The following is a 26,784-nucleotide window of genomic DNA, read 5'->3' as shown; positions in this document are numbered from 1 at the left end:
TCGGTCTGTTTTACGGGCTGCGGAATAAAAAGGTCTGATAAATATTAGATTCTATTGTTTTCCCGTTGTGTTTGGCGGGGGTAAAGCGATATTGTTCGGCGGCACGGGCGGCGGCGTGACCGAATAATTGGTGGGAGGCGGAGAGTACCCGTACATTACTGACGCTACCTTGGGTGTTGACACGCATTTGCACGCGGGCAATGCCGTTGACACCTATTTCTTCCAGCTGCGGCGGGTAAACCGGTTGCACAGAGTGGACGAGCATGGCCGGTTCAAACGAAGGCTTGGCGGCGCAGGCAGCCAGCAGCAGGGCGGCGAGGGCGGGAAGGAGGAGTTTGCGGGGCATGGTCTTCTTAAATAGGGATGGATGGGCTACCTGAAAACATGGGGGAAGGCTACCTGAAAGCGCAGGCTTCAACGGAATCCAAACGGGCGGGCTGTTGCGGCTTCGCCGCGTCTGTTTCAGCTAGCCTCTTGGTTTGTTCCGTTGGCCTCGGGCAGGCGCAGGAAGGTTTGGCGGTAGTGGCGCAACTCTTCGATGCTCTCCAAAATGTCGTCCAGCGCGCGGTGCGAGCCTTTTTTGCTGAAGCTTTTGTAAGCAGCGGGATGCCAGCGGCGGGCGAGCTCTTTGAGGGTGGATACGTCGAGGTTGCGGTAGTGGAACCAGGCTTCCAGGCGGGGCATGTAGCGCTGCATGAAGCGGCGGTCTTGGTGCACGGTGTTGCCGCACAAGGGGCTGGCGCCCTGCGGAATCCATTGGGCAATAAAGTCGAGCAGGCGTTGCTCCACTTCGGCTTCGGAAAGCGTGGAATCTTTCACGCGCCGGGTGAGGCCGGTGCGCTCGTGGGTGCTGGTGTTCCAGGCATCCATGCCTTTGAGCAGTTCGTCGCTTTGGTGGATGGCGTAGGATTCGGATTGGGCGAGGATGTTTAAATCGGCATCGGTAACCACCACGGCGGCTTCGATGATGCGGTCGTGCTCGGGGTTGAGGCCGGTCATTTCCATATCGAGCCAGCAGAGGTTGGCGGGGTCGGGTTTGGGCGTGTGCATGAACTTGCTCGCAAAGGGGATAAATGATGCATTGTAGCGGATACACCAAACCTTAAAAAGGTTTACCTTTGGCGCGCGCGGCGGCACAATGCTGGCTACCTGAAAACTTTATCTATAGAAAGCCTGCTCATGCCGCTCAACCTTACCGTGTTCGCCGTTACCCCCTTCCACCAAAATTGCTCACTTTTGTGGGATGAAGAAAGCAAAGAAGCCGCGTGGATAGACGTGGGCGGCGATGTGCCATGGCTGTTGGAAGAAGCTGCCAAGCTCGGCGTGCAGCCCAAGGCAATCTGGCTCACCCACGGCCACCTCGACCATGCCGGCGGCGTGGCCGAGATGATTCAGCATACCCCGTTGCCCGTAATCGGCCCGCACCGAGACGACCAATGGCTGCTCGACAACCTGCCCGAAATCACCGCCAACTTCGGTTTCCCCGTGTCTGCGCCGGTGAGCCCGAGCCGCTGGCTGGAAGAGGGCGACGAGTTGAACGTGGGCGCATACCGCTTCCAAGTGCTGCACATACCCGGCCACACGCCCGGCCATGTGGTGTTTTACTGCGCCGAACAAAACCTGCTAATTGCCGGCGACGTGTTGTTCTATGAATCCATCGGCCGCACCGATTTCGAACGCAGCAGCCATGCCGATTTGCTGCGCAATATCCGCGAGAAACTGCTGGTGTTGCCTGAAGATACCATAGTGTTGCCCGGCCACGGCCGCAGCACCACCATCGGCCACGAAAAACAACACAATCCGTTTTTGCAGGATTAAAACAGCAGGCGGCAGGGCAATCGATACATACAGCCTGTCTTATAAAGAGGCTACCTGAAAAACACAAAAACCAAAGCTTAGGCTTGCCAAAACAAAGGCTACCTGAAAGCGGCCAAACACTTTCAGGTAGCCTTTTCGCCAGAATAAGGGGATATTGCCGTAAATCTTGGTTAACCCCCCTTTTTATGCCGCACACTTTGGGCTAAGATGTTCTCGCCGCCGGCTATGGCGGTATTTTCTCATTTTATAGGAAATACACAATGAAAGTACGTACTTGGGCTGTACCGGCCTCTTTGGCTTTGTTGCTGACCGCCTGCGTGGCGCCTGCCCCGCAAGACGACGGCCATCGTCATCACCATCACCAACGCCATGAAAACAGCATGCAAGACCAGGGCAACGAGCCCGCTCCGCGTCACGAGCGCCGTGGCGAGCGCCGCACAAGTGTTGAGCGTTTCAGCTGTGAAAACGGCCTGTCTGTAACCGTGCGCCAGCAAGGTACCGACCGCGTGAGCCTGCAACTGGACGACAAACGTGCCGTGCTCAACCGCGCCACTTCCGGCTCCGGCGAGCGCTACACCTCTAACCGCGGCCTGTTCGGCAGCGGCGCCGAGTGGCACCGTAAGGGCAATGAAGCCGCGTTCAGCTTCAAAGACCCCTATGGCAACAGCGTAGAAACCGCTTGCCAACGCCAGCAGTAAGCTGATTTAAATTCAACGCCGCATTAGTGAAATCAGGCCGGCAGCCCGAGAATTCCGAGGTTGCCGGTTTTCATTGGGGGGCAGAACATGGAGGACGCAGTAAGGCGGCGTTGTGATGCCATCACCTTGCTGCTTTGCCAAAACTTAATTTCAGCTTCGCAGAAACTCAGCTCCAGCTTTGTTGAAGTTGGCGTTTTCAGGTAGCCTTTTATCTCACTCTATGCTCATATTGATTGCTCCAAGCCATGCCAGCCACCCATATCCTGCAAGCCATCGCCTACGTTCGCTCTCCTTATAAACAGAAATTCGGTGTGCCGCGCCAGCCCGGCTTGGTGCCTTCCGCCCAGGTGTATATCGAGCTGCTGCCCGAGTTTCCTGCCGATTGCGTGCGCGGGTTGGGAAGCTTCAGCCATATTTGGGTGCAGTTCGTGTTTCACGGCGTGGCCGGGGCAGGCTGGCAGCCTTTGGTGCGGCCGCCGCGTTTGGGCGGTAACCGGAAAATGGGCGTATTTGCCACGCGCAGCCCGTTCCGGCCCAACCCGTTGGGGCTTTCCCTACTCAAGCTGGAGCGCATTGAAACCGATGGTGGAGTACGGCTATGGTGTGGCGGAGCGGATTTGCTCGATGGCACGCCGGTGTTAGATATCAAGCCCTATCTGCCCTTTGTGGAGGCTCAGCCCGATGCTGCTTCAGGCTTCGCCACCGTTCCGCCCGTGCCGCTCGAAGTAGCTTGGCTAGATGAGGAAACAGCTGCCACCTTGCCATCAACTATCCGCCTGTTGCTTGAACAAAGCATCGCTCAAGACCCGCGCCCGGCTTATCAGGATACGCCGCAGCGTGTATATAAGATGGCAGTGGAAGATTGGGAAGTGGCGTTTCGAATTGAAAACGGAACAGCTTTAATTGAAGCAGTGATGGAGGCAGAAGGCAAGGCTACCTGAAAGTGTCAGCTTCAACGTAGTTCAAACGATGTCTTGGCACAGCCAAGGCTGAGTTTCTGTGAACTAAAATAAAGCTCAATCCCCTGCCAGGCTTAAATAAGCATAACATCCGTGATATCCCGTCCGGCTTACGCAAAGATTCGCAAAAGAATTTGGCTTGTTCGCCTGTATCAGGCAAAGTGTTAAGACGCTTGAAATTCAACAGTCAACCAGCCTAATTCCGGCTGCTGAGATTGAAAAATCACGTTAGTTGGTCATATTGCCGGGTTTGCCCCGGCGGCAAAATTCCGTGCTGCAACGGCACATAAAATACTAAGGAGTAAGTATGAACCGTGTTTTATTGGTAGACGATGACGCCCTGCTCACCGAGCTCTTAACCGAATACCTGAGCGCCGAAGGGCTGGAAGTTAGCAGCGTGCCGGACGGCGAAGCCGGCGTAACCGAAATCCTCACCGGCAACTACAACGTGGTGGTGCTGGATTCCATGATGCCCAAGCTCAGCGGGCTGGATGTGCTCAAAACCGTGCGCCAGCAGAGCAAAATCCCCATCATCATGCTCACTGCCAAAGGTGATGACATCGATCGCATCATCGGCCTGGAAATGGGCGCAGACGACTATGTGCCCAAACCCTGCCAGCCGCGCGAACTCTTGGCGCGCATCAATGCTATTCTGCGCCGCACCCGCCTGGCCGAGCCGGACAACAGCACGCCCAATGTGATTTCCGTGAGCGGTGTAACCCTCTACCCAGCCAAACGCCAAGCCACCATTAACGAAGCCCCGCTGGAACTTACCAGCACCGAGTTCAACCTGCTGGAAGTGCTGATGCGTCACGCCGGCCAGGTGGTAAACAAAGAAACCCTCTCTCTCGAAGCACTCGACCGCAAGCTAGCCAAGTTCGACCGCAGCATCGACGTGCATATTTCCAGCATCCGCCATAAACTGGGCGATGCCTCACTCATCCAAACCGTGCGCGGCCTAGGTTATTTGTTTGTGAAAAACTGATGTTTTGATTTTAACTTGTGTTGAAGCTTACGCTTTCAAGTAGCCTCCATCGAACGAGATAAAGGCTACTTGAAATACCGCTTCTTCATTTGCGCCATTCACCCAACGGCCGCCGCCAAGCCCAAACCGACTGATGGCGGCATTGTTTTGTGGCCTGCCAAACCTTCCCGCCAAAGCATATTCATGAAACTGTTCCAGCGGATTTTCCTCACCTTTTTTTTCGTCATCATCGCCGCCATTTTCGTGGCCAGCTTCTCCTTCTGGCTGGTGCAAGACAAAATGGCTGAAAGCCGTTTCAAACAGCAGCGCGCCTTTGAAACCGGCCTGCTCAACAGCACTGTAACCGTGTTCCAAACCCGCGGCCTCTCCGGTGTACGCGAAACCCTGCAAGACTGGAACAATACCCCCACCTTCGACAATATCCTAGTAATTTCCGGCGACAGCAAAACCGATATTTTTCAGCGTCAGATTGAGCCCTCGCGCATCCTCGCCGCACGCAAATTCGCCTCTGAATATCCCAACTCCCGCGCAGTGCGCGTGGCCTACGACCCCTTGGGCGAAGAATATATCTTCATGTTGGCCGACTGGGACAAACAGCAGCCTACCCGCCCGCCTTCCCCGCTGATGATTCCCGGCATGGAAATGGCGCCCGTGTGGCACGAGCTCATCATCCTCAGCTTCATCATCATCGTCGGCCTGCTCTTAGCCTACATCCTCGCCCGCAATATCTCTCAACCCATCCGCACGCTGGAACGCGGCATGAGCCGTCTGGCCGAAGGCGACCTTGAAACCCGCATTTCCCACCAGCTGCTCGGTCGGCGCGACGAGCTGGCCAAACTCGCCGTCCAGTTCGACCACATGGCCAGCCGCCTGCAAAAACTGGTGGAACGCGAACGCCATCTGCTACACCACGTTTCACACGAAATGCGCTCCCCGCTGGCGCGTATGCAGGCGCTGCTTGCCCTGCTGCAAGTGCAGCCGCACAAACAGGAGCAAAACATCAAGCGCCTCGAATCCGAGCTCACCCGCATGGACAAACTCGTGGGCGAGTTGCTCACCCTCTCCCGTTTGGAAACTGCCAACGTGGAAATGGAAAAAGACCCGCTCAAGCTCGTGCCCTTTTTGGAAAACCTAGTAGAAGACTGTCGCGCCATCGCCTGCCAAAACAATCAGCAAATCGATTTCCATTACGACCCCGCCGATACCGACGCCACCGTTTCCGCCAATGAGGGCTACCTCTACCGCGCTTTCGACAACGTCTTGCGCAATGCTATGGCCTACAGCCCCGAAGGCAGCAAAATCCACATCCGCCTCTCCGGCCACAAACACCATTGGCACATCGACATTGCCGACAACGGCCCCGGTGTGGACGAACGCCAGCTGCCGCACATCTTCACCGCCTTCTACCGCGCCGACAGCGGCGCACACAAACCCGGCACTGGCCTCGGTTTGGCCATTGCCCGCCACGTTATCGGCAAACACCACGGCCGCATCAGTGCCGCCAACGTGCAGCCCAACGGCCTGAACATCCACTTTGAGCTGCCTGAGCTCACCGCCAAGCAGCAGAAGCAGGAAGAAAAAGAACGCGAAGGAAAAGAGCACGGGCAGGATGAGGACAAATAAACAGGAAGCCGTTGCCGTTGTATAGCACGTATCTTTCAGGTAGCCTTACTCCTCCCGCGCTCCAATAATCGTTTCAAATCAAACCAAGCCAACACAATATGGCTTTATTTGAAATGGCCGTCTATGGGAAAGAAAGTCTTTTCGCTATATAATTCCGCTGTTTCGACAGCACCCCATTCGGAAGTATCAATGAGCACCAACACCATTCTAATTATCGCCATCCTCATTTTCGCCCCCGTGTTCGGCGTATTGCTGTACAACACCTATCAGGAAAAGAAATACCGCGATTCCATCCGCGCCCAGTTCGGCCATGCCGATAAAGACGCGCTGATGGAAAGCTACACCCATTCCGTGCGCGACGGCCAGCAGCAAGCCCTCGCCGCCGAAACAGAGGCTGCCCCGCGCCTGCAGCCAGCCTTCATCAAATTCAGCCGCTCGGGCAAACAGGCCGACGAAATCCCCGTTGCCGAAACGCCTGCCGAACCCGACAACACCCCGGCCGAGCCCATATTGCAGGCCGAGCCCGCCGTTAAAGCCCCTGCTTTCAACTTCCAACCCATACCAGCCGCCGCGCCCTCGCAAACCCAAGAGCCCGCCAAACGCAAGCTGCTGCTCGATTTGCAGGATTTGGCCAAACAGCAACTGCCCTGGTTCGACAGCCGCTTCGACTACCTCTGCTACATCTCCCTAAAAGAGCCGCAGGAATTGCACGCCATGCCGCGCCTTTCCAGCCGCCACCGCTTCCATATCGCCGGCTGCACCATGGACGACCGTTTCCAAATTGCTGAGCCGATTCCCAGCGTGTACTACCAAGGCTTCGTGATCGGTCTGCAAGCCATCAGCCGCAACGGCTTGGCCAGCATTGCCGATTTGGAACAATTCGGCGAACAGGCCAACGCCTTTGCCGAGAAAATGGACGGCGGCCTGCTGCTCACCGACATCGACACCTTCCTCTCCATCGCCCGCCCGCTGGACGATCTATGCGCCCGCGTGGATCAAACCATCGCCATTCATTTGGTGTCCCGCAACAACGTGAGTGGCGTGGAATTGCGCAACGCCATAGAGCGCCAAGGCTTCGAGCTTTCCCACGACGGCATGTTCTACCTGAACGACGCCAAAGGCGAGCCGCTATTTGCCATCTCCACCCTCGACAACAGCGCCTTCACCGCCACCCTGCTCTCCACCCAAAACTACCGCGGCATCAGCATGCTGTTTGATGCCCCGCACATCCCCGACGGCGAGAAAAACTTCAACCGCTTCATGGATATCGCGGTTAAGCTTTCCAGCATGCTCGGCCTGGATTTGGTAAACGACAAACTCGAAGAGCTTTCCACCCAATGGCTGAAAGAAATCCGCAGCTATGTGGTGGCGCGGCAAGACGAAATGAAACGGGTGGGCATCGAGCCCGGCAGCGAACTGGCCAAACGGCTATTCTCGTAGCCAACCCGCTAAAACACCCGGCCAACCAAACAGGCTACCTGAAATGGCATTTCCCGTTTTCAGGTAGCCTGTTTCCCCAATCCACACACACCTCAAGGAAAAACATCATGCATAACGATAACGCCCTGCGCGCCGCCGTCGAAGCGGTCGCCATTCCCCGCAGCAGCCTCACCATCGGCAGCAGCCATGCCCTGAAAATCATCGTGCAAACCGCCGGCGGCCTGCAAATCGAACTTTGCTTCGGCTTTCCCGTTGGCCACATTGCCGACCAGCTCAAGCAAAACATCGCCGCCGCGCTGGCCCAAGCTGGGGTTACCACAAACGTGCAAACCAATATCCGCAGCGAAATCACTGCCCGCAAAGTCCAGCCTGGCGTGCGCACCATCAACGGCGTGAAAAACATCATCGCTGTGGCTTCCGGCAAAGGCGGCGTGGGCAAATCCACCACCGCCGCCAACCTTGCCGTGGCACTGCACAACATGGGCGCGCGCGTGGGCATTCTTGATGCCGACCTCTACGGCCCCAGCCAGCCCACCATGCTCGGCGTGCCCGCCGGCAAACCGCAGCAGGAAAACAAGCACTTCATCCCCGTGCGCTCGACCGAAGGCATCCAAGTGATGTCTATCGGCTTTCTGGTGGACACCGACCAAGCCGTGGTGTGGCGCGGCCCCATGGTGAGCCGAGCCCTGCAGCAGCTGCTGTTTCAAAGCGAATGGGACAATGTAGACTACCTGTTTGTCGATCTGCCGCCCGGCACCGGCGACATCCAGCTCACCCTGTCACAGAAAATCCCCGTTACTGGCTCTATCGTGGTAACCACCCCGCAAGACATCGCCCTCATCGACGCGCGCAAAGCCGTGGACATGTTCGGCAAAGTAAACATCCCCATTTTCGGCGTGCTGGAAAACATGTCGGTGCACATCTGCAGCCACTGCGGCCACCACGAGCCCATTTTCGGCCAAGACGGCGGCAAAGCGCTGGCCGAACGCCTCGGTGTGCCGCTGCTTGGCCAGCTGCCCCTGAGCCTGCCCGTGCGCGAAGCCATGGATAGCGGCAGCGCCGCCCAAATGCAGGCCGCCCACCCCGCCATCGCCCAAATCTACACCGAAGCCGCCTGGCAAACCGCCCTGGCCGTGGCCGCCAAAGGCAAAGACTTCAGCAACCGTTTCCCGCAGATTGTGGTGGAATAAACTTTGCAGCTGGAATACGAAAAGGCTACCTGAAAACCATTCCCCGTCCGATGTGGGCTAACAGGGGAACGGGTGGCAAACCGCAGCTTGGTTTTCACGTCGCTGAAGCTGATGCTTTCAGGTAGCCTTACTAGGCGGAGGCCGTTGGCAACATGCCGGGCTGACCGTACGAGCCGGTTTACAGACTGCGGGAACTGCATCAACGGCATCGAAAATTTTTGTAATCAGGCAAAGCACGTCTTACATAAATACAACGGAATCGACTGCAATATTTCCTATTCTTGAAAAGGTGCGAATTTCGATTTAACTTCAATACACCATCCCGGTAGCTTAAAATCCTGCGGGGATTGTGTGGAATTTAAGGCTAATCTACGTCAGTCCCTTATTTTTTCTGCCCCATTTTGGCGTTGAGCATATCGAGCATGCTGCGCAGGTTGGCTTTACCTTCTTCGTGGCTCACGATGGGTTCGCCGCCTTTGCGTCCGAGGATTTTGAGGTCGGCTTGGGGCATTTCGCCGATAAAGCGGCTGGGCTCAGGGAATTGCCAGCCGCCTTGGCGGCGGCGTTTGACGCAGTGGGTGAGGGTGAGGCTGTGTTTGGCGCGGGTGATGCCGACGTACATGAGGCGGCGTTCTTCGTCGAGGTTGCCTTCTTCTACGCTGTCGGCGTGGGGGAAGAGGCCTTCTTCGCAACCGGCGAGGATGACGTGGGGGTATTCGAGGCCTTTGGAGGCGTGCAGAGTGGAGAGGGTGACGGTGTCGGTTTCTTCTTTGCTGCGGCTGTCGAGCAGGTTCATCAGGGCGATGGTTTGGGAGAGTTCGATCAGGGTTTTGCCGTCTTGTTCGCCTTTCCTGTCCAGCCAGGCGCATAAATCTTGCACGTTGCGCCATTTGATTTCGCCGCTTTTGCCTTCTTCGTGTTCGAGCAGGTAGGTTTCGTAGCGGATGTCGGCCAGGAGCTCTTGGATGAGGCTGCCGGCGGGCTCGCTTTGGGCGCGGCTTTGGTAGCTTTGCATGAGGGCGGTGAACTGCCGCAGGGATTCGCGGCCGGCGGCGGGAAGCTGGGATAGGGCTTCGGCAGTGTTGGCGGCGGCGTAGAGGCTGCAGGAGGCTGCGGCGGCGTAGCGGTTGAGGCTGCTGAGGGTGGCGTCGCCGATGCCGCGTTTGGGGGTGGTGGCGGCGCGCAGGAAGGCGGGGTCGTCGTCAGGGTTGGCGAGCAGGCGCAGGTAGGCGAGGATGTCTTTGATTTCGGCTTTGTCAAAGAAGCTTTGGCCACCGGAAACGCGGTAGGGGATGTGGGCGCTGCGCAGGGCTTCTTCAAACAGGCGGGCTTGGTGGTTGCTGCGGTAGAGGATGGCGAAGTCGGCGTAGTTGAGGCTGCCGCCGCTTTGGTTGCGTCGGCGGATGATGCTGCCGGCGGCGTATTCGGCTTCGTGTTGTTCGTTTTGGCAGGCGATGATGCGCACGGGTTCGCCTTCGCCGTATTGGCTCCAGAGGGTTTTGGGGAAGAGTTTGGGGTTGTTGGCGATAACTTGGTTGGCCACGCGCAGGATGCGGGCGGAGGAGCGGTAGTTTTGCTCGAGCTTGATGATTTTGAGGGCGGGGTAGTCTTGTTGGAGCAGGCGGAGGTTTTCCATGTTGGCGCCGCGCCAGGCGTAGATGCTTTGGTCGTCGTCGCCCACGGCGGTGAAGCGGCCTTCGGCGCCGGTGAGCAGCTTCATGAGGGTGTATTGGCAGGTGTTGGTGTCTTGGCATTCGTCCACCAAAAGGTGCAGCAGGCGCATCTGCCATTTGATTCGGATGCCGGCTTCGTTTTGCAGCAGGCGGGAGGGCAGGAGGATGAGGTCGTCGAAATCGACGGCTTGGTAGCTGTGCAGGGTTTCCTGATAGCCTGCGTAGAGTTGGGCGGTTTGGCGTTCCCATTCGTTGGAGGCTACCTGAAAGGCTTGCTCGGGGGTGAGCAGGTCGTTTTTCCACAGGGAGATTCTGTGCTGGGCGCGGAAGACGGCGTCGCGGCCGCTGCTGCCGAGCAGCTCGGCAATGATTTTGCCGCTATCGGAGCCGTCGAACACGGAGAAGTTTTGTTTGTAGCCGATGTGTTGGGCTTCTTCGCGCAAGAGGCGCATGCCCAGCGAGTGGAAGGTGCAGACGGTAAGCCCGCGGGTTTGGCGGCTGCCGAGCATGGCGGCGGTGCGCTCCTGCATTTCGGCGGCGGCTTTGTTGGTGAAGGTGATGGCGGCGATGTTGTGCGGGGCGTAGCCCACTTCGCGGATGAGGTGGGCGATTTTTTCGGTGATCACGCGGGTTTTGCCGCTGCCGGCACCGGCCAGCACAAACAGGGGGCCACCGAGATAGTGCACGGCTTCGAGCTGCTGGGGGTTGAGTTGGAAGGGTGGTGTGGACATGGGGAGGTGGGTAAGGCTGCTTGGGTTTTGGCGAAACTCGCTATACTCGTTTTTACTACATAGAAACTCGCTGCGCTCGTTTTAACTCCGTTGAAGCTTACGCTTTCAGGTAGCCTTTGGGTGGTTTGGGGAATGGATGCAGGCTACCTGAAAATAGTTTTCCTGATTTTCAGGTAGCCTCTTTATTTCTGTTTGGCGGCGGCTTTGCGGCGGCGGTTTTCTTTCGAGTCGACGAGCAGGGCGCGGTACACTTCCACGCGGTCGCCTGTGCGCAGCGGGGTGCTGTCTTTCACTTTTTTGCCAAAGATACCGATGGGTACGGCGGCAAAATCAACGTGCGGAAATTCGGTTGGCAATGCGGATTGCAGCACGGCCTGCCGCGCGGTGGTGCCGCAGGCTACCTGAAAAGCCAGCAGGCGTTGTTTGCCCGGCTCGGCATAGGCCACTTCGATATTGAGCGGGGTATTGCTAGGCATAGCGGCGGCCTGCCTCTTTCACGAAAGCGTCCACCAGCGTGCCGCTGATGTGGCTGAACACGAGGCTGATGAGCGCGGAAAGCACGCGACTGGAAAATTCGTAGTGCAGCTCGAATTCCACTTTGCAGGCATCGTCGCCCAAGGGCAGGAAGTGCCAAGTTCCGTTCAGGCTTTTAAACGGGCCTTCGAGCAACACCATGCGGATTTCGCGGCCGGGGATGTTGCGGTTGTGCGTGGCAAACGATTGGCGCACGCCCATATAGTCCATAAACAACCGTGCTTTCAATTCGTTGCCGCTGCGCTCGATGATTTCGGTGCGGCTGTACCACGGCAGAAACTGCGGATAATCCTCCGCTTTGTCCACCAGCTCGAACATCTGCTCGGCAGAATGCGGCACGAGCAGGGATTTCTTCACGGTTTTGAGCGACATACAAACGGCCTTGGCAATGCAAAGTGCGCATTATATAGCGAAACGCTAAACCGCCCCACCGCCAAGCACACATGTGACGCATAAAACACAGATTATCAATTTGAAACAATAGATTATTTATAACCTGCCATTCTTGGCTCGAAACTTGCTTGAAGTTTGTTCGATACCGCTCGGCAGCCGCCGACCTACTTCCCTAACTCCCTTCCCCCGCACACGTAAAACACATGGAAAACTCCGCAGAACGTTTGGCTTGGATACAGCTTGCGCTGATGCCGTATATCGGCGCGGAAACGTTTTACGAATTGTGCCGCCACTACGGCTCGGCCGGCGCCGTGTGGGCTGCCGAGCAGGAAGTGGGCGCCATTCTGCCCAGCCGCCTGGCGCAGGAAGCCTGGCGCAGCCGCCGCCACGAGGCCGAGGCTGCCGCCGAAGCCGCGCTGGCATGGGAGCAGCAGGAAAACTGCCGTTTATTGTTGGCTTGCGACGCAGATTTCCCGCCGCAATTGGGCGAAGGCATCACCGCCCCGCCCTTATTGTTTGCCCGCGGCAACACTGAATGGCTGCATCGGCCTTCAGTAGCCATCGTGGGCAGCCGGCATGCCACGCCGCAGGCGATGCGGATTGCCGGTGAGTTCGGCGAAGCCTTGGCTGCAGCCGGCATCGTAACCGTATCCGGCATGGCCGCCGGCATTGACAGCGCCGCCCACGAAGGCGCATTGCGCAGGCAGGGCGGCACGGTGGCGGTGTGGGGCACGGGCATCGACCGCGTGTATCCTGTGGCCAATAAAGCCTTGGCGCACAGCATTGCCGAACAAGGCTGTGTGCTCTCCGAGTTCCCCTTGGGCACGCGTCCGCTGGCCGGTAACTTCCCGCGCCGCAACCGCTTGATTGCCGCCCTCTCCTCCGCGGTGCTGGTGGTGGAAGCCGCTTTTGAATCCGGCTCGCTGATTACCGCGCGGCTGGCAGCAGACATGGGGCGCGAAGTGTTTGCCGTGCCCGGCTCCATCGACAACCCGCACAGCAAAGGCTGTCACGCGCTGATTAAGCAAGGCGCGAAGCTCACCGAAACGCTGGCCGATATTTTGGAAGAATGCCCGCAGCTGCCGCAGTCCATATCGCCTAACCGCCAAACATCAGCCCAAGCCAAAAGGCTACCTGAAAACGAGCGTAGCGAGTTTCTGCGAAACAAAAATGAAGCTGGCGAGCATCGCGAAACTGAATCGCTTCCAAGCGAACAGCCCGTCTTGGCCGATACCGCGCCGGAGCCGGCAGAAACGGAAACCTCGCTGCTGCTGCTGCAAGCCATGGGCTACGACGCAGTACACCCCGACAGCCTGGCCGAGCGGCTCAAACTGCCCGCTGCCGATGTGTATGCCGAACTGACTTTATTAGAAATCAACGGCCAAATTGCCCCGCTCTCTGGCGGCCGTTACCAACGTATTGCTCCAAATAGGAATACCAAATGATTGACGTAATTGCCTTTTTGATAAACAACTTCCAAGACTTCGACACCTGCCCGCCCAGCGAGGCCTTGGGCAACCTCTTGGAGCAGGTGGGTTTCCAGGATGAGGAAATTCGTGATACGCTATTATTCATGAACGTGCTCCAAGAACGCAGCCGCTCGCTACACCGCAATTTCCGCGAAGAGCAGGCGATGCGCGTGTATCTGCCCGAAGAGCTTGCCGCTTTGCCGCCCGAGGCTTTGGGTTTGCTGCACTTTTTGGTGCAAAATGGCGCGCTCTCCGTGGAACAGCGGGAATTTGTGCTGCTTGCGCTGATGCACCTTTCGGCCAAAGCAGACGAGCCGCTCACCGATGCACACGTGAAAGTGCTGTCGCTCTTGGTGTTGTGGGCAGACAAATCCGAGCTGCCCATGCTCATCAGCGACGATTTGGTCAATGCCCTGCTGCATGGCCGAGCAGTGATGAATTGAGAAAAGTCACTGCTCTTATAATATAAGGCTACCTGAAAGATTGAGATTTTCAGGTAGCCTTTGATTGAATACGGCGCTCTTGCACCAAGATGGATTAAGGCTACCTGATACCTTGCTTTTATTGGCTAAAGCACTATATTTCCTTAGCTACAGCGTGGCTAAAAACAAAAGTATTTTGCGAGGAAACTATGTCGAAAAACCTGCTGATTGTGGAATCTCCCAACAAAATCAAATCTATTAAAAAATACCTGGGCAGCGATTTTGAAGTATTGGCCTCCTTCGGCCATGTACGCGATTTGGTGCCGAAAAACGGCGCCGTCGATCCCGAGCACGATTTCACCATGAAATACGAAGTGCCGGCCAAGAGCAAAAAGTATATCGATGCCATCGTGGCGGCCGCCAAAGAAGCCAATACCCTCTATCTGGCCACCGACCCGGACCGCGAAGGCGAAGCCATTTCCTGGCATATCTACGAAATCCTCAAAACCAAACGCGGCATCAAAAATCTGGACGAGCGCACCCTGCGTGTGGTGTTCCACGAGGTTACTAAAAAAGGCGTGCAGGAAGCCCTCAAGCAGCCGCGCAAGCTCGATATGGGCTTGGTGGACGCGCAACAGGCACGCCGTGCCTTGGATTACCTGGTCGGCTTCAACCTCTCCCCGCTGTTGTGGAAAAAAATCCGGCGCGGCCTGAGCGCCGGCCGCGTGCAAAGCCCCGCCCTGCGCCTGATTTGCGAACGCGAAAACGAAATCCGCGCCTTTGAAACGCAGGAATACTGGAGCGTGCACCTCGATAGCCACAAAGGCCGCCAAAAATTTGCCGCCAAGCTCACCCAATGGCAGGGCAGCAAACTGGAGCAGTTCTCCCTACCCAATGAAGCCGCCCAAGCCGCCGTGCTGGCCGCCATGCAGGGCAAACCGGCGCAAGTGCTCGATGTGGTGAAGAAAAAAGCCACCCGCAAGCCTGCCGCGCCCTACACCACCTCCACCATGCAGCAAGACGCCGTACGCAAGCTCAGCTTCACCACCGACCGCACTATGCGCACCGCCCAACAGCTGTTTGAAGGCGTGGACGTAGGCCAAGGCTCGGTCGGCCTGATTACTTACATGCGTACCGACAGCGTAACCCTGTCGCAAGACGCGATAGCCGAAATCCGCCACTACATCGATAACAAAATCGGCGCCGATTTCCTGCCCAAATCGCCGCGCATGTACCGCACCAAATCCAAAAACGCCCAAGAGGCGCACGAAGCCATCCGCCCCACTTCGGTGTACCGCACGCCCGAGAGCGTGAAGCCCTTCCTGTCCGCCGACCAATTCAAGCTTTACCAAATGATTTGGCAGCGCACCATGGCCTGCCAGATGGTGGAAGCCAAATTCGACGCCACCACTGTGGACATCGGCGTGGGCGAAGGTGTGTTCCGCGCTACCGGCCAAGTACTTGTATTTGCCGGCTTCTTGAGCGTGTATCAGGAGGGCCACGATGACGACGACGAGGATGAAGACAACAAAAAACTGCCCGAATTGGCCGTGGGCGACGCTCTGCCTGTGGACAAACTCTATGGCGAGCAGCATTTCACTCAGCCCCCGCCCCGCTTCAACGAAGCCACGCTGGTAAAAGCCTTAGAGGAGTTCGGCATCGGCCGCCCCTCCACCTACGCCAGCATCATCAAAACCTTAAAAGACCGCGAATACGTAACCATCGACCAGCGCCGCTTCCTGCCCACAGACACCGGCGAAATCGTGAACAAATTCCTCACCGAACACTTCACCCAATACGTGGACTACGATTTCACCGCCAAGCTCGAAGACCAGCTCGACGACATTGCCAGCGGCAAGCGGCAGTGGATTCCCGTGATGGACAAATTCTGGAAAGGCTTCCACAAACAGATTGAGGAAAAAGCCGGCATCGAGCGCGCCAAAATCACCACCGAAGAGCTGGAAGAAACCTGCCCCAAATGCGGCCAGCACAAGCTGCAAATCAAATTCGGCAAACGCGGCCGCTTCATCGCCTGCTCCGGCTACCCCGACTGCGACTACACCCGCAACCTCAACGAAACCGCCGAAGAAGCCGCCAAAGCCGCCGAAGAGCCCACCATTGTAGAAGGGCGCGAATGCCCCAAATGCGGCGGCCAGCTCGTGTATAAAAAAGGCCGTTTCGGCAAATTCATCGGCTGCGCCAACTACCCCAAGTGCAAACACATCGAGCCCTTGGAAAAACCCAAAGACACCGGCGTGGCCTGTCCCAAATGCGGCAAAGGCAGCCTGATCGAGCGCAAATCGCGCTACGGCAAGCTGTTCTACAGCTGCAACACCTACCCCGACTGCGACTACGCCACTTGGAACCCGCCCGTGGCCGAAGAATGCCCCAAGTGCCACTGGCCAGTGCTCACCATCAAAACCACCAAACGCTGGGGCGTGGAAAAAGTCTGCCCACAGAAAGAGTGCGGCTGGAAAGAGCAAATTGAACCGCCCGCCCTGAAAGGCTAAAGCCGTAAATAAACGAAAGGCTACCTGAAAATGAGCAATATTTTTCAGGTAGCCTTTATTGAGCAAATATATAAATCAAATTTAAATTAGGACAAAGCAGCTAGCCGCAGAAGTGTAGTTAAGTACAGCAAACCCGGCCAACGTTATCCTGGATGCAAATAGATTTACCGTACAACGCTAGAACATAAAAAAGCAGCCATCAACCGCTATCGGTTGAGGCTGCTTTCGGTTGTCAGTAGGGGGACATTATTTCCGCAGGTTCGCGAAAATAGCCAAAATAGCCACGGCGCCCAGCGTGGACGCAACCCAGCCTGCTGGCTGCCCGATGGCATACCAGCCCATCATCTGCCCAACCAAGCTGACCAGCACCGAGCCACCGATGCCGAGCAGCGTAGTCATATGATACCCAAGCGTTGCCCGCCCGGATACAGGAATTTGGCCAAAACACCGATGATGAAGCCGATGTGATGATGGTACCGATCATGGTTGGTTTTCCTCTTATGGTGTGATTAGATGGCATACATATCAGGCAAACGGCCGGCTTTTCAAGATAAAGGCTACCTGAATTTTAGCTTCGCAGAAACTCGCGGAGCTCGTTTTCAGGTAGCCTTTCCTATTTAACCAAAGCAACAAACTAAATTCCTACCATGGCTGTTCCTGCACCGCTTCCTGCAAGCTTTGGCGCACGCTGGTGCCTACTCCTTTGCTGAACAGGCGACTGATGTCATCGGCAGGGGTGTAGTCCACCAGCTCAGGGGCTTTGATGATATCGCGTGATACGCTATAGATGTCGCCCAAGCCGTCGATGAGGCCGGTTTTGAGCGCTTCGTTGCCGGTGTACACTCGGCCGCTGAACAGGTCGGGATTATCCGCTTCGTTCAGGCGTTTGCCGCGCCCGTCGCGCACGGCTTTGATGAATTGCTGGTGAATGTCGTCCAGCATGCCTTGCCAGATGGCGGTTTGCTCGGGGGTTTCCGGGCTGAAGGGGTCGCCCATGCCTTTGTTGCTGCCAGCGGTGCGCTGGCGGCGCTGGATGCCCATATTGTGCATCAGGCCAGTGAGGTCGAAGCTGCTGCCAACCACGCCGATGCTGCCGACGATGCTGGATTGGTCGGCATAGATTTTGTCGGCGGCAGCAGCAATGTAGTAGCAGCCGGAAGCGCACATGTCTTCAGCAACCACATACACGGGGATGTTGGGATGCTCGGCGCGCAGGCGGCGGATTTCACGATAGGCCACGCCGGATACCACGGGCGAGCCGCCGGGGCTGTTGGCGCGGATGATGATGCCGCGCACCTGTTTGTTTTTATAGGCGGCTTCCAGGCCTTGTCGCAGTTTGCCGGCCTGGTTTTCGCCGGCGGTAATCGCGCCTTCCAAGCGGATCACTGCGGTATGCGGCCCGGCAGCGGCAGGATTGAGGCTGCCTATATTGCCGAAAATGGCAAACAGATAGAGAGCCAGGAAGGCGATGAGCAACAGACGGAAAATGAGCTTCCAAATGCGGGCACGGCGTTGCTCGCGGTAAGCTTCGAGCAGGAGTTTTTCCAGGGTGTCGCGCTCCCAGTTGCCACTGTTCGGCTCGCTATTGCGGCGAATGATGTGTTTCATGGCGGGTAACTTTCTTGGAATGATGTGGAATGCCGGAAGGGCATACCTGAAAACGGTATGCGCCTGATTCCGACGGGAAAGGGCGACTATTGTAACACGCGGCGGCAGCAGCGGTTTCAAGTAGCCCTTATGGTTACCTACCAAAGATGTCTAGGGCCGGCTAACCCACTGACTACCTGAAAACAAAAGCTACCTGAAAAGCAGAAACACTTTTCAGGTAGCCTTTTATTCATCTGACAACAAACTATTTTTCAGCCTGCTTTTCAGCTTGCAGCTGGGCTTTGCGCTCTTCCAGCCAGTGCTCCAGATAGTGGATGCTCACGCCGCCTTTGGTGAAGCCGGGGTCGCGGAATAGGTCGTCGTGCAGCAGGGCATTGGTTTTGATGCCGCTCACGGTAAGCTCGGAGAGGGCAACGTGCATTTTGGCGATGGCCTGCTCGCGATCGTTGCCATACACGCAGATTTTGCCGATGAGGCTGTCGTAGTTCGGCGGAATGCGGTAGCCCTGATAAATGTGGCTGTCCACGCGCACGCCGAAGCCGCCGGGCAGATGGCAGCTGGTGATGCAGCCCGGACTGGGGATGAAGCTGTAGGGGTCTTCGGCGTTGATGCGGCACTCAAAAGCATGGCCTTGGATCACCACGTCTTTCTGCTTGTATTGCAGCGGCAGCCCGGCGGCGATGCGCAGCTGCTCCTGCACGATGTCGATGCCGGTAATCAGCTCGGTTACGGGGTGTTCTACCTGCACGCGGGTGTTCATTTCGATGAAGAAGAATTCTCCGTCCTCGTACAGAAATTCAAATGTGCCGGCACCGCGGTAACCAATGCGTTTGCAGGCAGCCACGCAGGCTTTGCCGATTTTCTCGCGCTCTTTAGCGGTGATGCCGGGCGCAGGGGCTTCTTCGATCACCTTTTGGTGGCGGCGCTGCATGGAGCAGTCGCGCTCGCCCAGATAAATGGCGTTGCCGTGCTCGTCGGCCAGCACCTGCACTTCCACGTGGCGCGGGCGTTGCAGGAAGCGTTCCATATACACCATCGGATTGCCGAAAGCGGCTTCAGCTTCGGCCTTGGTCATTTCCACGGCCTTAATCAGGTCTTCGCGTTTTTCCACCACGCGCATGCCGCGCCCGCCGCCGCCGCCGGAAGCTTTGATGATCACGGGGTAGCCTACGCGCTCGGCGGTTTTCAGGATTTCGTCGGGGTCGTCGGAAAGTGCGCCGTCCGAGCCGGGCACGCAGGGCACGCCGGATTCGAGCATGGCTTTCTTGGCAGACACTTTGTCGCCCATCAGGCGGATGGTGTCGGCACGCGGGCCAATGAAGATGAAGCCGGATTCTTCCACCTGCTCGGCAAAACGGTCGTTTTCAGCCAGGAAGCCGTAGCCGGGGTGGATGGCGTCGGCGCCGGTTACTTCGGCGGCGGCGATGATGGAGGGAATGTGCAGATAGCTCTGCGCAGAGGGGGCGGGGCCGATGCAGACAGATTCGTCGGCCAGCTTAACGTGCAGGCTGTCGTTGTCGGCAGTGGAATGCACGGCCACGGTGGCGATGCCCATTTCGCGGCAGGCGCGCAATACGCGCAGGGCGATTTCGCCACGGTTGGCGATGAGGACTTTTTTCAGCATAATCTTTGCCTTATGGTTTTCAGGTAGCCTTTATGCCGCAGCAGGAGGCTACCTGAAAAATTATTCGATGATAAACAGCGGCTCGCCAAACTCCACCGGCTGGCCGTTTTCCACCAGAATTTCTTTCACCACGCCGCTGCGTTCGGCTTCGATTTCGTTCATCAGCTTCATGGCTTCGATGATGCACAAGGTGTCGCCGGCGTTCACGCTCTGGCCCACTTCCACAAACACCGGCGCGTTCGGGCCGGGGGCGCGGTAGAAAGTGCCCACCATGGGCGAGGTTTGCGCTTTGCTCAAATCGCGGGCGGGGGCGGCAGGCGCGCCTGCGGAGGCTACGGGCGCGGCAGCAGCGGCAGGAGCCGGAGCGGCGGCCACGGCAGGCGCGGCGGCATACACGGGCTGCGGCGCAGCCAGCGAGCGGGTGATGCGCACTTTTTCTTCGCCTTCGGTTACTTCAATCTCGGCAATGCCGGATTCTTCCACCAAGTCGATGAGTTTTTTGAGTTTGCGTAAATCCATAATGAGAGGTCCTTTTAAGGGATTCGGAGCCGGGCTTTAGCCGGCCTGTTTTTGTTGCAAGTATTCAATGGCGAAATCCAGCGCGACGGAATAGCCGTGCGCACCCAGCCCGCAAATCACGCCCTGCGCCAAATCGGAAAAATAGGAATGGCGGCGGAAGGGCTCGCGGGCGTGCACGTTGGAGAGGTGGACTTCGATAAAGGGTTTGCCGGCGGCAGCAAGCGCATCGCGCAGGGCGACGCTGGTGTGGGTGTAGGCTGCCGGGTTGATGATGATAAAGGCAGTATGGTCGGCCATGGCCGCCTGGGCACGCTCCACCAGCACGGCTTCGGCATTGCTCTGCACGGCTTCAAAGGCAAAACCGGCAGCTTCAGCGCGCGCCTGCAGGCCGGCATTGATGTCGGCAAGGGTGGTGCAGCCGTAGATTTCCGGTTCACGCTGCCCCAAAAGATTGAGGTTGGGGCCGTGCATAACGAGGATGGCGGGTTTCATGCTGGAGGGCAGTTTAAATTCGGTTGAAATGAATAATTGCGCCTGAAAACGCAGTTTGCTGCTAGCGGGCAAGATGTACATTTTCGGCGATAGTGGGGGAAATGTCCAGTTTTTGTATTTATCTGTATGGAAACGGCAGGATTTGTTAAGCAGCAGCTTCAACCGTATTTAAAGCGGCGAAGGCTACCTGAAAACGCAGCGCAGCTAAGTTTCTGCGAAGCTAAACTTCCAGGTAGCCTTCTGTGCCCTTTGCCAGGCAAGTATTTATTTCTTGTCGTGCTGTCTCAGAATTTGATAGAGCTGGTCTTTCAAATGCAGCTTCTGTTTTTTCAGAACTTCCACTTCGTCCAAATTGCCGGTAACCGGGTTTTTAACCATATTGGCGATTTTTTCGTCCAGCTCGTTGTGTTCGTCAAACAGGCGGGCAAAGCGCTTGTCAGATTGTTTGAGCTGGCTGATGAGGTCGCGGTATTCGGGGAACATTGTTTTCTCGCTTTCAAGTGGGCAAGGGTTGAACAAACTTTTTATCTTGACTGTACTTTATCATAGCCGGCGGGAAAAATCGAACGGCTCCTGCTTTTATTCGCTTTATAATGAAACCCTCCAAATTATTGCACTGCCGCCATGCCCGAAATCGAAAGCCACCCCTTCCCCGCCCTACTGCCGCCCGAAGCCACCGTGATGATGATGGGCACCTTCCCGCCCAAGGCGGAAAAGCACGCCATGTTGTTTCACTATCCCAATTTCATCAATGATATGTGGCGCGTGTACGGGCTCGTGTTCTTCAACGATACCGCGCACTTCCAAAAAATAGGCGAAAAAGCGTTTGACGCGGAAAAAATCAAAGCCTTCCTGCGCGAGCGCGGCATCGCTTCCTGCCCCACCGTGCTCAAAGCCGTGCGTGAACAAGATAATGCCTCCGACAAATTCCTGCGTGTGGTGGAAACCGTGGATTTGCCCGCCGTACTCACCCAGCTGCCACGCTGCCGCCATATATGTACCACCGGCGGCAAGGCCACCGAAGTGCTGCTCTCCCTGCTGCCCGATGCGCCGAAAATGCCGAAAACCGGCGAAACGCTGCCCTTCACTTTAGCCAATCGGCATCTCACCCTCACCCGCCTGCCTTCCACCTCGCGGGCATATCCGCTGAGTTTGCAGAAAAAAGCAGCGGCATATCGGGCGTTTTTCGAGATGGCGGGATTGGTATAGTTTTCAGGTAGCCTTTCAAGGCGGCTTGAGGCTACCTGAAAATTGGAAAGGTTTGGCACTTCAAACGGCTGTGTGCAACCCTACCCTACTCAAATATGCAGCAGCAATACAGCTAGGCGCACCACGCCATAGCAGCGGATTGGGAATTCCACTATAATCCGGCCCCTTGAGTCGGGGTGCTGCCTTGCGCGGCTGAGAACATACCCGTTGCACCTGAACCGGTTAATGCCGGCGGAGGGAACTCATGGCCGATTTGGGCGGGATGCTGCCCGGTTTGATTGGCCGCAGGCGGCAGAGCGGATTCTGCCGCGGCAACGTGATGATGCGCTCCGATTTATCGGGACGTTTTTGTTGCCTGTTGTCCTGAGCATGGCATGCAATCTTCGCCCGTAAGTAACTGTGTTTTCGCAGTAAATATTTTTCAGGTAGCCTTCCGCCAGCGGCAGCGGGCTGTTGCAAGAGGATAAACCATGCGTTTCCGTATTTGGCAGGCAAACGGCCTGCCGCACCCTTATGTGATGCTGTTTTTGGCACCGGCGTTCTGGGCCACGAGCAATGTGGCGGGCAAGCTGGGCAAAGCTTGGCTTTCGCCTTATGAGTTTACGTTTTGGCGCTGGGTGCTGGCGGCTTTGCTGCTTTCGTGGCTGTTCCGCGTGCGGATTCGGGAGGATCTGCCTGTGCTCAAGCCGCGTGCGTTGTGGCTGTTGCTGGTGGGCGGCAGCGGGTTTGCGCTGTTTAATATTGTGCTCTACAGCGCGTTCGCGCGCGGGGCGGCGGTGGTGAATGTGTCGATTATCACGGCGCTGATTCCGGTGATGGTGTTGCTCGCGGAGGTGCTGTTTTGGCGCACGTGGGAGCATTGGCTGCAATGGCTGGGGGTAGGGTTGTCGTTTGCGGGCGTGGTGTGGGTGGTGGGCCGAGGCAATCCGGCCGCACTGCTGGAAACAGGTTTGTCGCAAGGGGATGCGCTGGCACTGGTAACTTCTTTGATTTATGCCGGCTATTCGTTGGCACTGCGTTCTGCGCCGAAGGTGCACTGGGCAAGCCTGCTGTGGGCGATGTGTGTGGCGGCGGTGGTGGTGAGTGCACCGTTTTATGTATGGGAAGGGGTGGAGAAAGGCTTCCGAATGCCGCTGTGGCAGGCTTGGCTGCTGCTGCTTTATGTTTCTGTGTTTATTGCGATTTTGTCCAAGCTGTTTTATATGGAAAGCGTGATTGCGATTGGCGCGGGTCGGGCGGCGCTCACGATGAATCTGCTGCCGGTGTTCGGGGCGCTGGTGGGCGCGGCGGCCTTCCCAGACGAACGGCTGGGCGGCTATGTGCTCACAGCCTTAATCTTGGTGGCGGCGGGGATTGCGGCTTCAGAATGGGGTGCGGCAAGAAAACGGGCTTTGGAAAGCGTGGAATAGTGGCAGCCGTACGCTCAAAGACACGATGAACGAAGCCATGCTAGAATGAACCACCCGCATGGACGACGATGACACCGAAGTCAAAGCACAGACGCAGGAAGCGATTGGGCGGCAATCCAACGTGGCCATGGCCTGTGTGGGTGGCAGCAACAACGCCATCAGCCTGTTTCCCGTATACTGGAAGCAGTATACGCCTCATCGGTGTGCTGCACGGTTTCCGCAGCTATTAATTGCGGGACGACAACAGCCAAGTGCTCGGCACACATTCCGTTTCCGCCAGCATCAACTATCCCAGCATCAACTCGGAACACCTCCCTTTGGCCAACATCGGCCGCGTGGAATACACGGCAAGCTGAAAGCGGGCGTGAAAAATTCCGCGACAGAGTAAAACGCCAGTGGCTGGAACAATTATTCAAAGCCGAACTCAAAACACGCAGATTCCAGGTAGCCTCATACGACAGGGAAAGCAGGCATTTCTCCATATCGAAAAATATAGTGGTTCAGCAAAAATCAGAGCGAGGCGGCAAGCCGCAGATAGTACAAGTAGTACAACAAGACGAGCCAACGCTGCACTAGTTTAAATTTAACCCACTATAATGTTATCCATTATATAATTTTGTTTAATCATACTTTCAGGAAACGCCATGTCTGCTTCACGTCTGCTTGCCGCTGCCGTATCCGCCGCCCTGCTGCTGAACCTGGGCGGCTGCGCCAACAGTTCCGCCTTGCAATACACCACCTCCCAAGCACAAAACACAGCACGGGTTTACTACGGTGAAGTGCTGTCGGTAACACCCACCACCATACGTGGCGAAGACAACCCGCTGCTCACCACTGCCGGCTCTCTGCTGGGCGGCATCGGCGGCAGCAATTTCGGCGAAGGCCGGGGTAAAGCGGTGAGCGCAATTTTGGGCGCGATTGTAGGTGGCTTGGGCACGCAGTCGCTCACACGCGGACTCGACAGCCAGCGCGGCTATGAAATCGTGGTGCAGCTCGAAGGCTCACACGATGCAATTTCCGTGGTACAAAAAAGCGATATCCAATTCCAGCCCGGCCAGCGCGTGCGCGTGCTGCGAAGCGCCAATGGTATAACCCGCGTGCTACCGGCGGGGCAGTCTCCGGTTTATTAATCGGCTGTATGGCTAAAGATGAAAGGCTACCTGAAATTCTTAGGTAGCTTTTTGTTGTTTACAGGCAAGCAATCGGCGTTAAATTCGCTTGGCCAGCTCCTCCGCTTTGCCTACATACAGCGCGGGAGTGAGCGCGAGCAGGCGCGCTTTGGCTTCTTCGGGGATGGCAAGGCCGCGGATGAAGGACTGGAGGGTGGCGGGCGTGATGCCGTCTTGACCGCGGGTGAGGGCTTTGAGCTGCTCATAGGCCTGCGGCACGGCGTGGCGGCGCATCACGGTTTGGATGGGCTCGGCTAAAAGCTCCCAGGTGGCGTCGAGGTCGGCCTGCATGGCGGCGGGGTTGGCTTCGAGTTTGTTCAGGCCGCGCAGGTGGGCGGCCCAGCCGAGCAGGGTGTAGCCTGCGCCCACGCCCATGTTGCGCAGCACGGTGCTGTCGGTCAGGTCGCGCTGCCAGCGGGATACGGGCAGTTTCTCGGCCATGAAGCCGAGTATGGCGTTGGCGGTGCCGAGGTTGCCTTCGGAGTTTTCAAAGTCGATGGGGTTCACTTTGTGCGGCATGGTGGAGGAGCCGACTTCGCCGGCCTTCACTTTTTGTTTGAAATAGCCAAGGGAAATATAGCCCCATACGTCGCGGTTGAAATCGATGAGGATGGTGTTGATACGACTGAGGGTTTGGAAGAACTCGGCCATGTAGTCGTGCGGCTCGATTTGAATGGTGTAGGGGTTGAAGGTGAGCCCAAGCGACTGTTCGACAAAGCGGCGGCAATGCGCTTCCCAATCCATATCGGGGTAGGCGGAAAGATGGGCGTTGTAGTTGCCCACGGCGCCGTTGATTTTGCCCAAGAATTCCTGTTTCTCCAGCTGGACGGTTTGGCGCTGCAAACGGGCGAGCACGTTGGCGATTTCCTTGCCCAGGGTGGTGGGGGTGGCGGGCTGGCCGTGGGTGCGGCTCATCATGGGTTGGGCGGCTAGGCTGTGTGCCATTTGGCGCAGCTTGGCGGCGATTTCGGCCAGCTTGGGCAGCAGCACGCTATCGCGGGCTTCGCGCAGCATCAGGGCGTGGGAAAGGTTGTTGATGTCTTCGCTGGTGCAGGCAAAGTGGATGAATTCGTTTGCCTTTTGGATTTCAGGTAGCCTCTCGAAGCGCTGTTTGAGCCAGTATTCCACGGCTTTCACGTCGTGGTTGGTGGTGGCTTCGATGGCTTTCACTTCGGCAGCGTGTTCGGGCGAAAAGCCGGCAATCACGGCATCGATTTCGGCCAAGGTAGCGGCGGAAAAGGGCGGCACTTCGCTAATTTCGGGCGCGGCAGCCAGTGATTTGAGCCATTCCAACTCCACGCGCACGCGGGCGCGGATCAGGCCGTATTCGGAAAAAACGGGGCGCAGGGCTTCAACAGCGGCGGCATAGCGGCCGTCGAGCGGGGAAAGGGCAAGCAGGGCAGACATGTGGTTTCCTATGAAAAAAGGCCAACAAAACGGCGGTATTCTACCCGAAAAGCGGGAAGGCTACCTGAAAGCGGTAGAATTCATAATTCGTAGATTGATGAACTTTCCCGATAACCAAACACGGAAGATAGGGGTACGAACAGTTGCCGCAACGCCCTCTCTGCTGGCGCAGCCGAACGGAGTGCGGTTTTTCGGGGAACAAGGGCTTGCATGCCCGAAGCGGCGCAGCCGCAAGTTGCGAGCTAATCCAATTTCTCTTTGCGCCCGAAAAACCGCGCGGAGTGAGGGAAGTTTGGCGAAACCAAACCTGCAACCGCAGTCGCCTTTCTTTTGCTTTCTTTTCTTTGGCGAAGCAAAGAAAAGAAAGTGCCTGCGCCGGCATGAGGCGCAAAGGCGAGCAGGCAGGAAATGGCAAAGGCTACCTGAAATTTGGTAAGCTGCCGAAATCCAATGTATACCTCACAAAATTCGTTTACTCTCAGATAGCTCACAATAAACTTCCATGAGCCGCTTTATCCGCCAAACCCTAATCCGCCCGGACACCCTCGCCATCAGCGTGGATTTATCCCGCATCAAAACCCCGCACAGCCTGATGCAGCGCATGCAGGAAGCCTTCGAGCTGCCCGCCTGTTTCAGCGGCGGCCTCAATTCGCTCAACGACTGTATGCGCGACTTGGGCTGGCTGCCGCAACGCGAAATCCACATCGCCTTTTGCGGCCTGGCCGACCTCAAACAACGCCGGCCCAAACTGTTTGCCGATATTGCCGACTGCCTAGCGCTATACCGCGATTATTGGCACAGCAACCCGCAGGAGCATAAAATCGTGCGGATTTCGATAGCCGATTAAACCGCCAACCGTTCCTCATTTACACTTTGCTGAAGCTCACGCTTTAGCGCCCAAA

The 26,784-nt window shown here is 57.0% G+C and carries 26 protein-coding genes, 3 pseudogenes and 1 riboswitch; of the genes and pseudogenes, 17 read left to right on the top strand and 12 right to left on the bottom strand.

Annotation, left to right across the window (positions count from 1 at the left end; all coding sequences use genetic code 11):
* Positions 1-10: 10 nt before the first annotated feature.
* Both A7P96_RS02665 and orn read right to left on the bottom strand, forming a co-directional pair.
* Positions 11-346 carry an energy transducer TonB gene (locus A7P96_RS02665; protein ID WP_067524548.1) on the bottom strand — a complete coding sequence of 112 codons (336 nt, stop codon included), beginning with the start codon at positions 344-346 and terminating at the stop codon, positions 11-13.
* 116 nt (positions 347-462) lie between these two features.
* The gene (gene orn / locus A7P96_RS02660) at positions 463-1,050 is read right to left on the bottom strand and encodes an oligoribonuclease (RefSeq protein WP_067524546.1); all 588 of its coding nucleotides are present in this window, start codon (positions 1,048-1,050) and stop codon (positions 463-465) included.
* A 129-nt stretch (positions 1,051-1,179) separates the two neighbouring features.
* Here orn and A7P96_RS02655 point away from each other — a divergent pair, with 129 nt between their 5' ends.
* The 8 genes and pseudogenes from A7P96_RS02655 to A7P96_RS11130 form a co-directional block, all read left to right on the top strand.
* Positions 1,180-1,818: an MBL fold metallo-hydrolase gene (locus tag A7P96_RS02655; RefSeq protein WP_067524545.1), complete on the top strand. Its 639-nt coding sequence runs from the start codon at positions 1,180-1,182 to the stop codon at positions 1,816-1,818.
* Between the two features lie 260 nt (positions 1,819-2,078).
* A complete protein-coding gene (locus A7P96_RS02650; protein ID WP_067524543.1) occupies positions 2,079-2,516 on the top strand; it encodes an MliC family protein in 438 nt (145 codons plus the stop codon).
* A 245-nt stretch (positions 2,517-2,761) separates the two neighbouring features.
* Entirely contained in the window at positions 2,762-3,457 is a 696-nt protein-coding gene (tsaA, locus tag A7P96_RS02645) for a tRNA (N6-threonylcarbamoyladenosine(37)-N6)-methyltransferase TrmO (protein ID WP_067440278.1), read from the top strand.
* Positions 3,458-3,782: 325 nt separating this feature from the next.
* On the top strand, positions 3,783-4,460 hold the full coding sequence (locus A7P96_RS02640; RefSeq protein ID WP_067439781.1) for a response regulator transcription factor: 678 nt from the start codon (positions 3,783-3,785) through the stop codon (positions 4,458-4,460).
* Positions 4,461-4,643: 183 nt separating this feature from the next.
* Complete coding sequence (locus A7P96_RS02635) at positions 4,644-6,083, top strand: cell wall metabolism sensor histidine kinase WalK (protein ID WP_067524570.1); 1,440 nt, start codon at positions 4,644-4,646, stop codon at positions 6,081-6,083.
* Between the two features lie 189 nt (positions 6,084-6,272).
* Positions 6,273-7,523, top strand: a complete 1,251-nt coding sequence (locus A7P96_RS02630) for a cell division protein ZipA C-terminal FtsZ-binding domain-containing protein (protein WP_067524541.1) — start codon at positions 6,273-6,275, stop codon at positions 7,521-7,523.
* 107 nt (positions 7,524-7,630) lie between these two features.
* Entirely contained in the window at positions 7,631-8,713 is a 1,083-nt protein-coding gene (apbC, locus tag A7P96_RS02625; RefSeq protein WP_067524540.1) for an iron-sulfur cluster carrier protein ApbC, read from the top strand.
* 192 nt (positions 8,714-8,905) lie between these two features.
* Positions 8,906-9,042: pseudogene (locus A7P96_RS11130) on the top strand (IS1595 family transposase); the annotation flags it as partial.
* A gap of 53 nt (positions 9,043-9,095) precedes the next feature.
* Here A7P96_RS11130 and A7P96_RS02620 read toward each other — a convergent pair.
* The 3 genes from A7P96_RS02620 to A7P96_RS02610 form a co-directional block, all read right to left on the bottom strand.
* Positions 9,096-11,117, bottom strand: coding sequence for a UvrD-helicase domain-containing protein (locus A7P96_RS02620; RefSeq protein WP_067524538.1), 2,022 nt, complete (start codon positions 11,115-11,117; stop codon positions 9,096-9,098).
* A 182-nt stretch (positions 11,118-11,299) separates the two neighbouring features.
* Positions 11,300-11,593: an RnfH family protein gene (locus tag A7P96_RS02615; RefSeq protein ID WP_067524536.1), complete on the bottom strand. Its 294-nt coding sequence runs from the start codon at positions 11,591-11,593 to the stop codon at positions 11,300-11,302.
* The gene (locus tag A7P96_RS02610; RefSeq protein ID WP_067524534.1) at positions 11,586-12,023 is read right to left on the bottom strand and encodes a type II toxin-antitoxin system RatA family toxin; all 438 of its coding nucleotides are present in this window, start codon (positions 12,021-12,023) and stop codon (positions 11,586-11,588) included. The genes A7P96_RS02615 and A7P96_RS02610 overlap by 8 nt, the downstream gene beginning before the upstream one ends.
* A gap of 224 nt (positions 12,024-12,247) precedes the next feature.
* Here A7P96_RS02610 and dprA point away from each other — a divergent pair, with 224 nt between their 5' ends.
* From dprA to topA, 3 genes are all read left to right on the top strand, one after another.
* The gene (gene dprA / locus A7P96_RS02605) at positions 12,248-13,489 is read left to right on the top strand and encodes a DNA-processing protein DprA (RefSeq protein WP_067524532.1); all 1,242 of its coding nucleotides are present in this window, start codon (positions 12,248-12,250) and stop codon (positions 13,487-13,489) included.
* Complete coding sequence (locus tag A7P96_RS02600; protein ID WP_067524530.1) at positions 13,486-13,956, top strand: DUF494 family protein; 471 nt, start codon at positions 13,486-13,488, stop codon at positions 13,954-13,956. The genes dprA and A7P96_RS02600 overlap by 4 nt, the downstream gene beginning before the upstream one ends.
* Positions 13,957-14,144: 188 nt before the next feature.
* Positions 14,145-16,445: a type I DNA topoisomerase gene (topA, locus tag A7P96_RS02595; protein WP_067524528.1), complete on the top strand. Its 2,301-nt coding sequence runs from the start codon at positions 14,145-14,147 to the stop codon at positions 16,443-16,445.
* Positions 16,446-16,691: 246 nt separating this feature from the next.
* Here the strand turns inward: topA and A7P96_RS02590 are convergent.
* The 6 genes and pseudogenes from A7P96_RS02590 to A7P96_RS02565 form a co-directional block, all read right to left on the bottom strand.
* A pseudogene (locus A7P96_RS02590) lies at positions 16,692-16,929 on the bottom strand (GlsB/YeaQ/YmgE family stress response membrane protein).
* A gap of 158 nt (positions 16,930-17,087) precedes the next feature.
* Positions 17,088-18,053 carry a S49 family peptidase gene (locus A7P96_RS02585; protein WP_067524526.1) on the bottom strand — a complete coding sequence of 322 codons (966 nt, stop codon included), beginning with the start codon at positions 18,051-18,053 and terminating at the stop codon, positions 17,088-17,090.
* 244 nt (positions 18,054-18,297) lie between these two features.
* Positions 18,298-19,677, bottom strand: coding sequence for an acetyl-CoA carboxylase biotin carboxylase subunit (gene accC / locus A7P96_RS02580; RefSeq protein ID WP_067524525.1), 1,380 nt, complete (start codon positions 19,675-19,677; stop codon positions 18,298-18,300).
* Positions 19,678-19,737: 60 nt separating this feature from the next.
* The gene (gene accB, locus A7P96_RS02575; RefSeq protein WP_067524523.1) at positions 19,738-20,196 is read right to left on the bottom strand and encodes an acetyl-CoA carboxylase biotin carboxyl carrier protein; all 459 of its coding nucleotides are present in this window, start codon (positions 20,194-20,196) and stop codon (positions 19,738-19,740) included.
* Positions 20,197-20,232: 36 nt separating this feature from the next.
* Positions 20,233-20,688 (bottom strand): type II 3-dehydroquinate dehydratase, encoded by a 456-nt coding sequence (aroQ, locus tag A7P96_RS02570; protein WP_067524568.1) that lies wholly within the window; start codon positions 20,686-20,688, stop codon positions 20,233-20,235.
* A gap of 264 nt (positions 20,689-20,952) precedes the next feature.
* Positions 20,953-21,171, bottom strand: a complete 219-nt coding sequence (locus A7P96_RS02565) for a YdcH family protein (RefSeq protein ID WP_067439820.1) — start codon at positions 21,169-21,171, stop codon at positions 20,953-20,955.
* 141 nt (positions 21,172-21,312) lie between these two features.
* On the opposite strand from A7P96_RS02565, the gene A7P96_RS02560 reads away from it, so the two are divergent.
* The 4 genes and pseudogenes from A7P96_RS02560 to A7P96_RS02550 all read left to right on the top strand — a co-directional run bounded on the left by A7P96_RS02560 (position 21,313) and on the right by A7P96_RS02550 (position 24,436).
* A complete protein-coding gene (locus tag A7P96_RS02560; protein ID WP_067524521.1) occupies positions 21,313-21,897 on the top strand; it encodes a DNA glycosylase in 585 nt (194 codons plus the stop codon).
* A 162-nt stretch (positions 21,898-22,059) separates the two neighbouring features.
* Positions 22,060-22,154, top strand: a riboswitch (TPP riboswitch).
* Between the two features lie 213 nt (positions 22,155-22,367).
* The gene (locus A7P96_RS02555) at positions 22,368-23,306 is read left to right on the top strand and encodes a DMT family transporter (protein ID WP_067524519.1); all 939 of its coding nucleotides are present in this window, start codon (positions 22,368-22,370) and stop codon (positions 23,304-23,306) included.
* Positions 23,302-23,659, top strand: a pseudogene (locus tag A7P96_RS11125) (tryptophan synthase subunit beta); the annotation flags it as partial. The gene A7P96_RS02555 and the pseudogene A7P96_RS11125, both read left to right, overlap by 5 nt.
* Positions 23,660-23,950: 291 nt before the next feature.
* Complete coding sequence (locus A7P96_RS02550) at positions 23,951-24,436, top strand: hypothetical protein (RefSeq protein WP_067524517.1); 486 nt, start codon at positions 23,951-23,953, stop codon at positions 24,434-24,436.
* 78 nt (positions 24,437-24,514) lie between these two features.
* On the opposite strand, the gene purB is transcribed toward A7P96_RS02550, so the two are convergent.
* Positions 24,515-25,882, bottom strand: a complete 1,368-nt coding sequence (gene purB, locus A7P96_RS02545) for an adenylosuccinate lyase (protein WP_067524515.1) — start codon at positions 25,880-25,882, stop codon at positions 24,515-24,517.
* On the opposite strand from purB, the gene A7P96_RS02540 reads away from it, so the two are divergent.
* Both A7P96_RS02540 and A7P96_RS02535 read left to right on the top strand, forming a co-directional pair.
* Positions 25,881-26,318, top strand: coding sequence for a hypothetical protein (locus tag A7P96_RS02540; protein ID WP_067524513.1), 438 nt, complete (start codon positions 25,881-25,883; stop codon positions 26,316-26,318). The two genes, purB and A7P96_RS02540, sit on opposite strands and share 2 nt — an antisense overlap.
* A 66-nt stretch (positions 26,319-26,384) precedes the next feature.
* Positions 26,385-26,729, top strand: coding sequence for a barstar family protein (locus A7P96_RS02535; RefSeq protein WP_067524512.1), 345 nt, complete (start codon positions 26,385-26,387; stop codon positions 26,727-26,729).
* The last annotated feature ends 55 nt before the right edge of the window (positions 26,730-26,784 follow it).

Origin of the sequence: Eikenella sp. NML03-A-027, assembly GCF_001648395.1 — a bacterium.
Classification (GTDB): domain Bacteria; phylum Pseudomonadota; class Gammaproteobacteria; order Burkholderiales; family Neisseriaceae; genus Eikenella; species Eikenella exigua.
The sequence above is the reverse complement of the archived record's forward strand: the minus strand, read 5'-3'. Positions and strand labels throughout refer to the sequence as shown.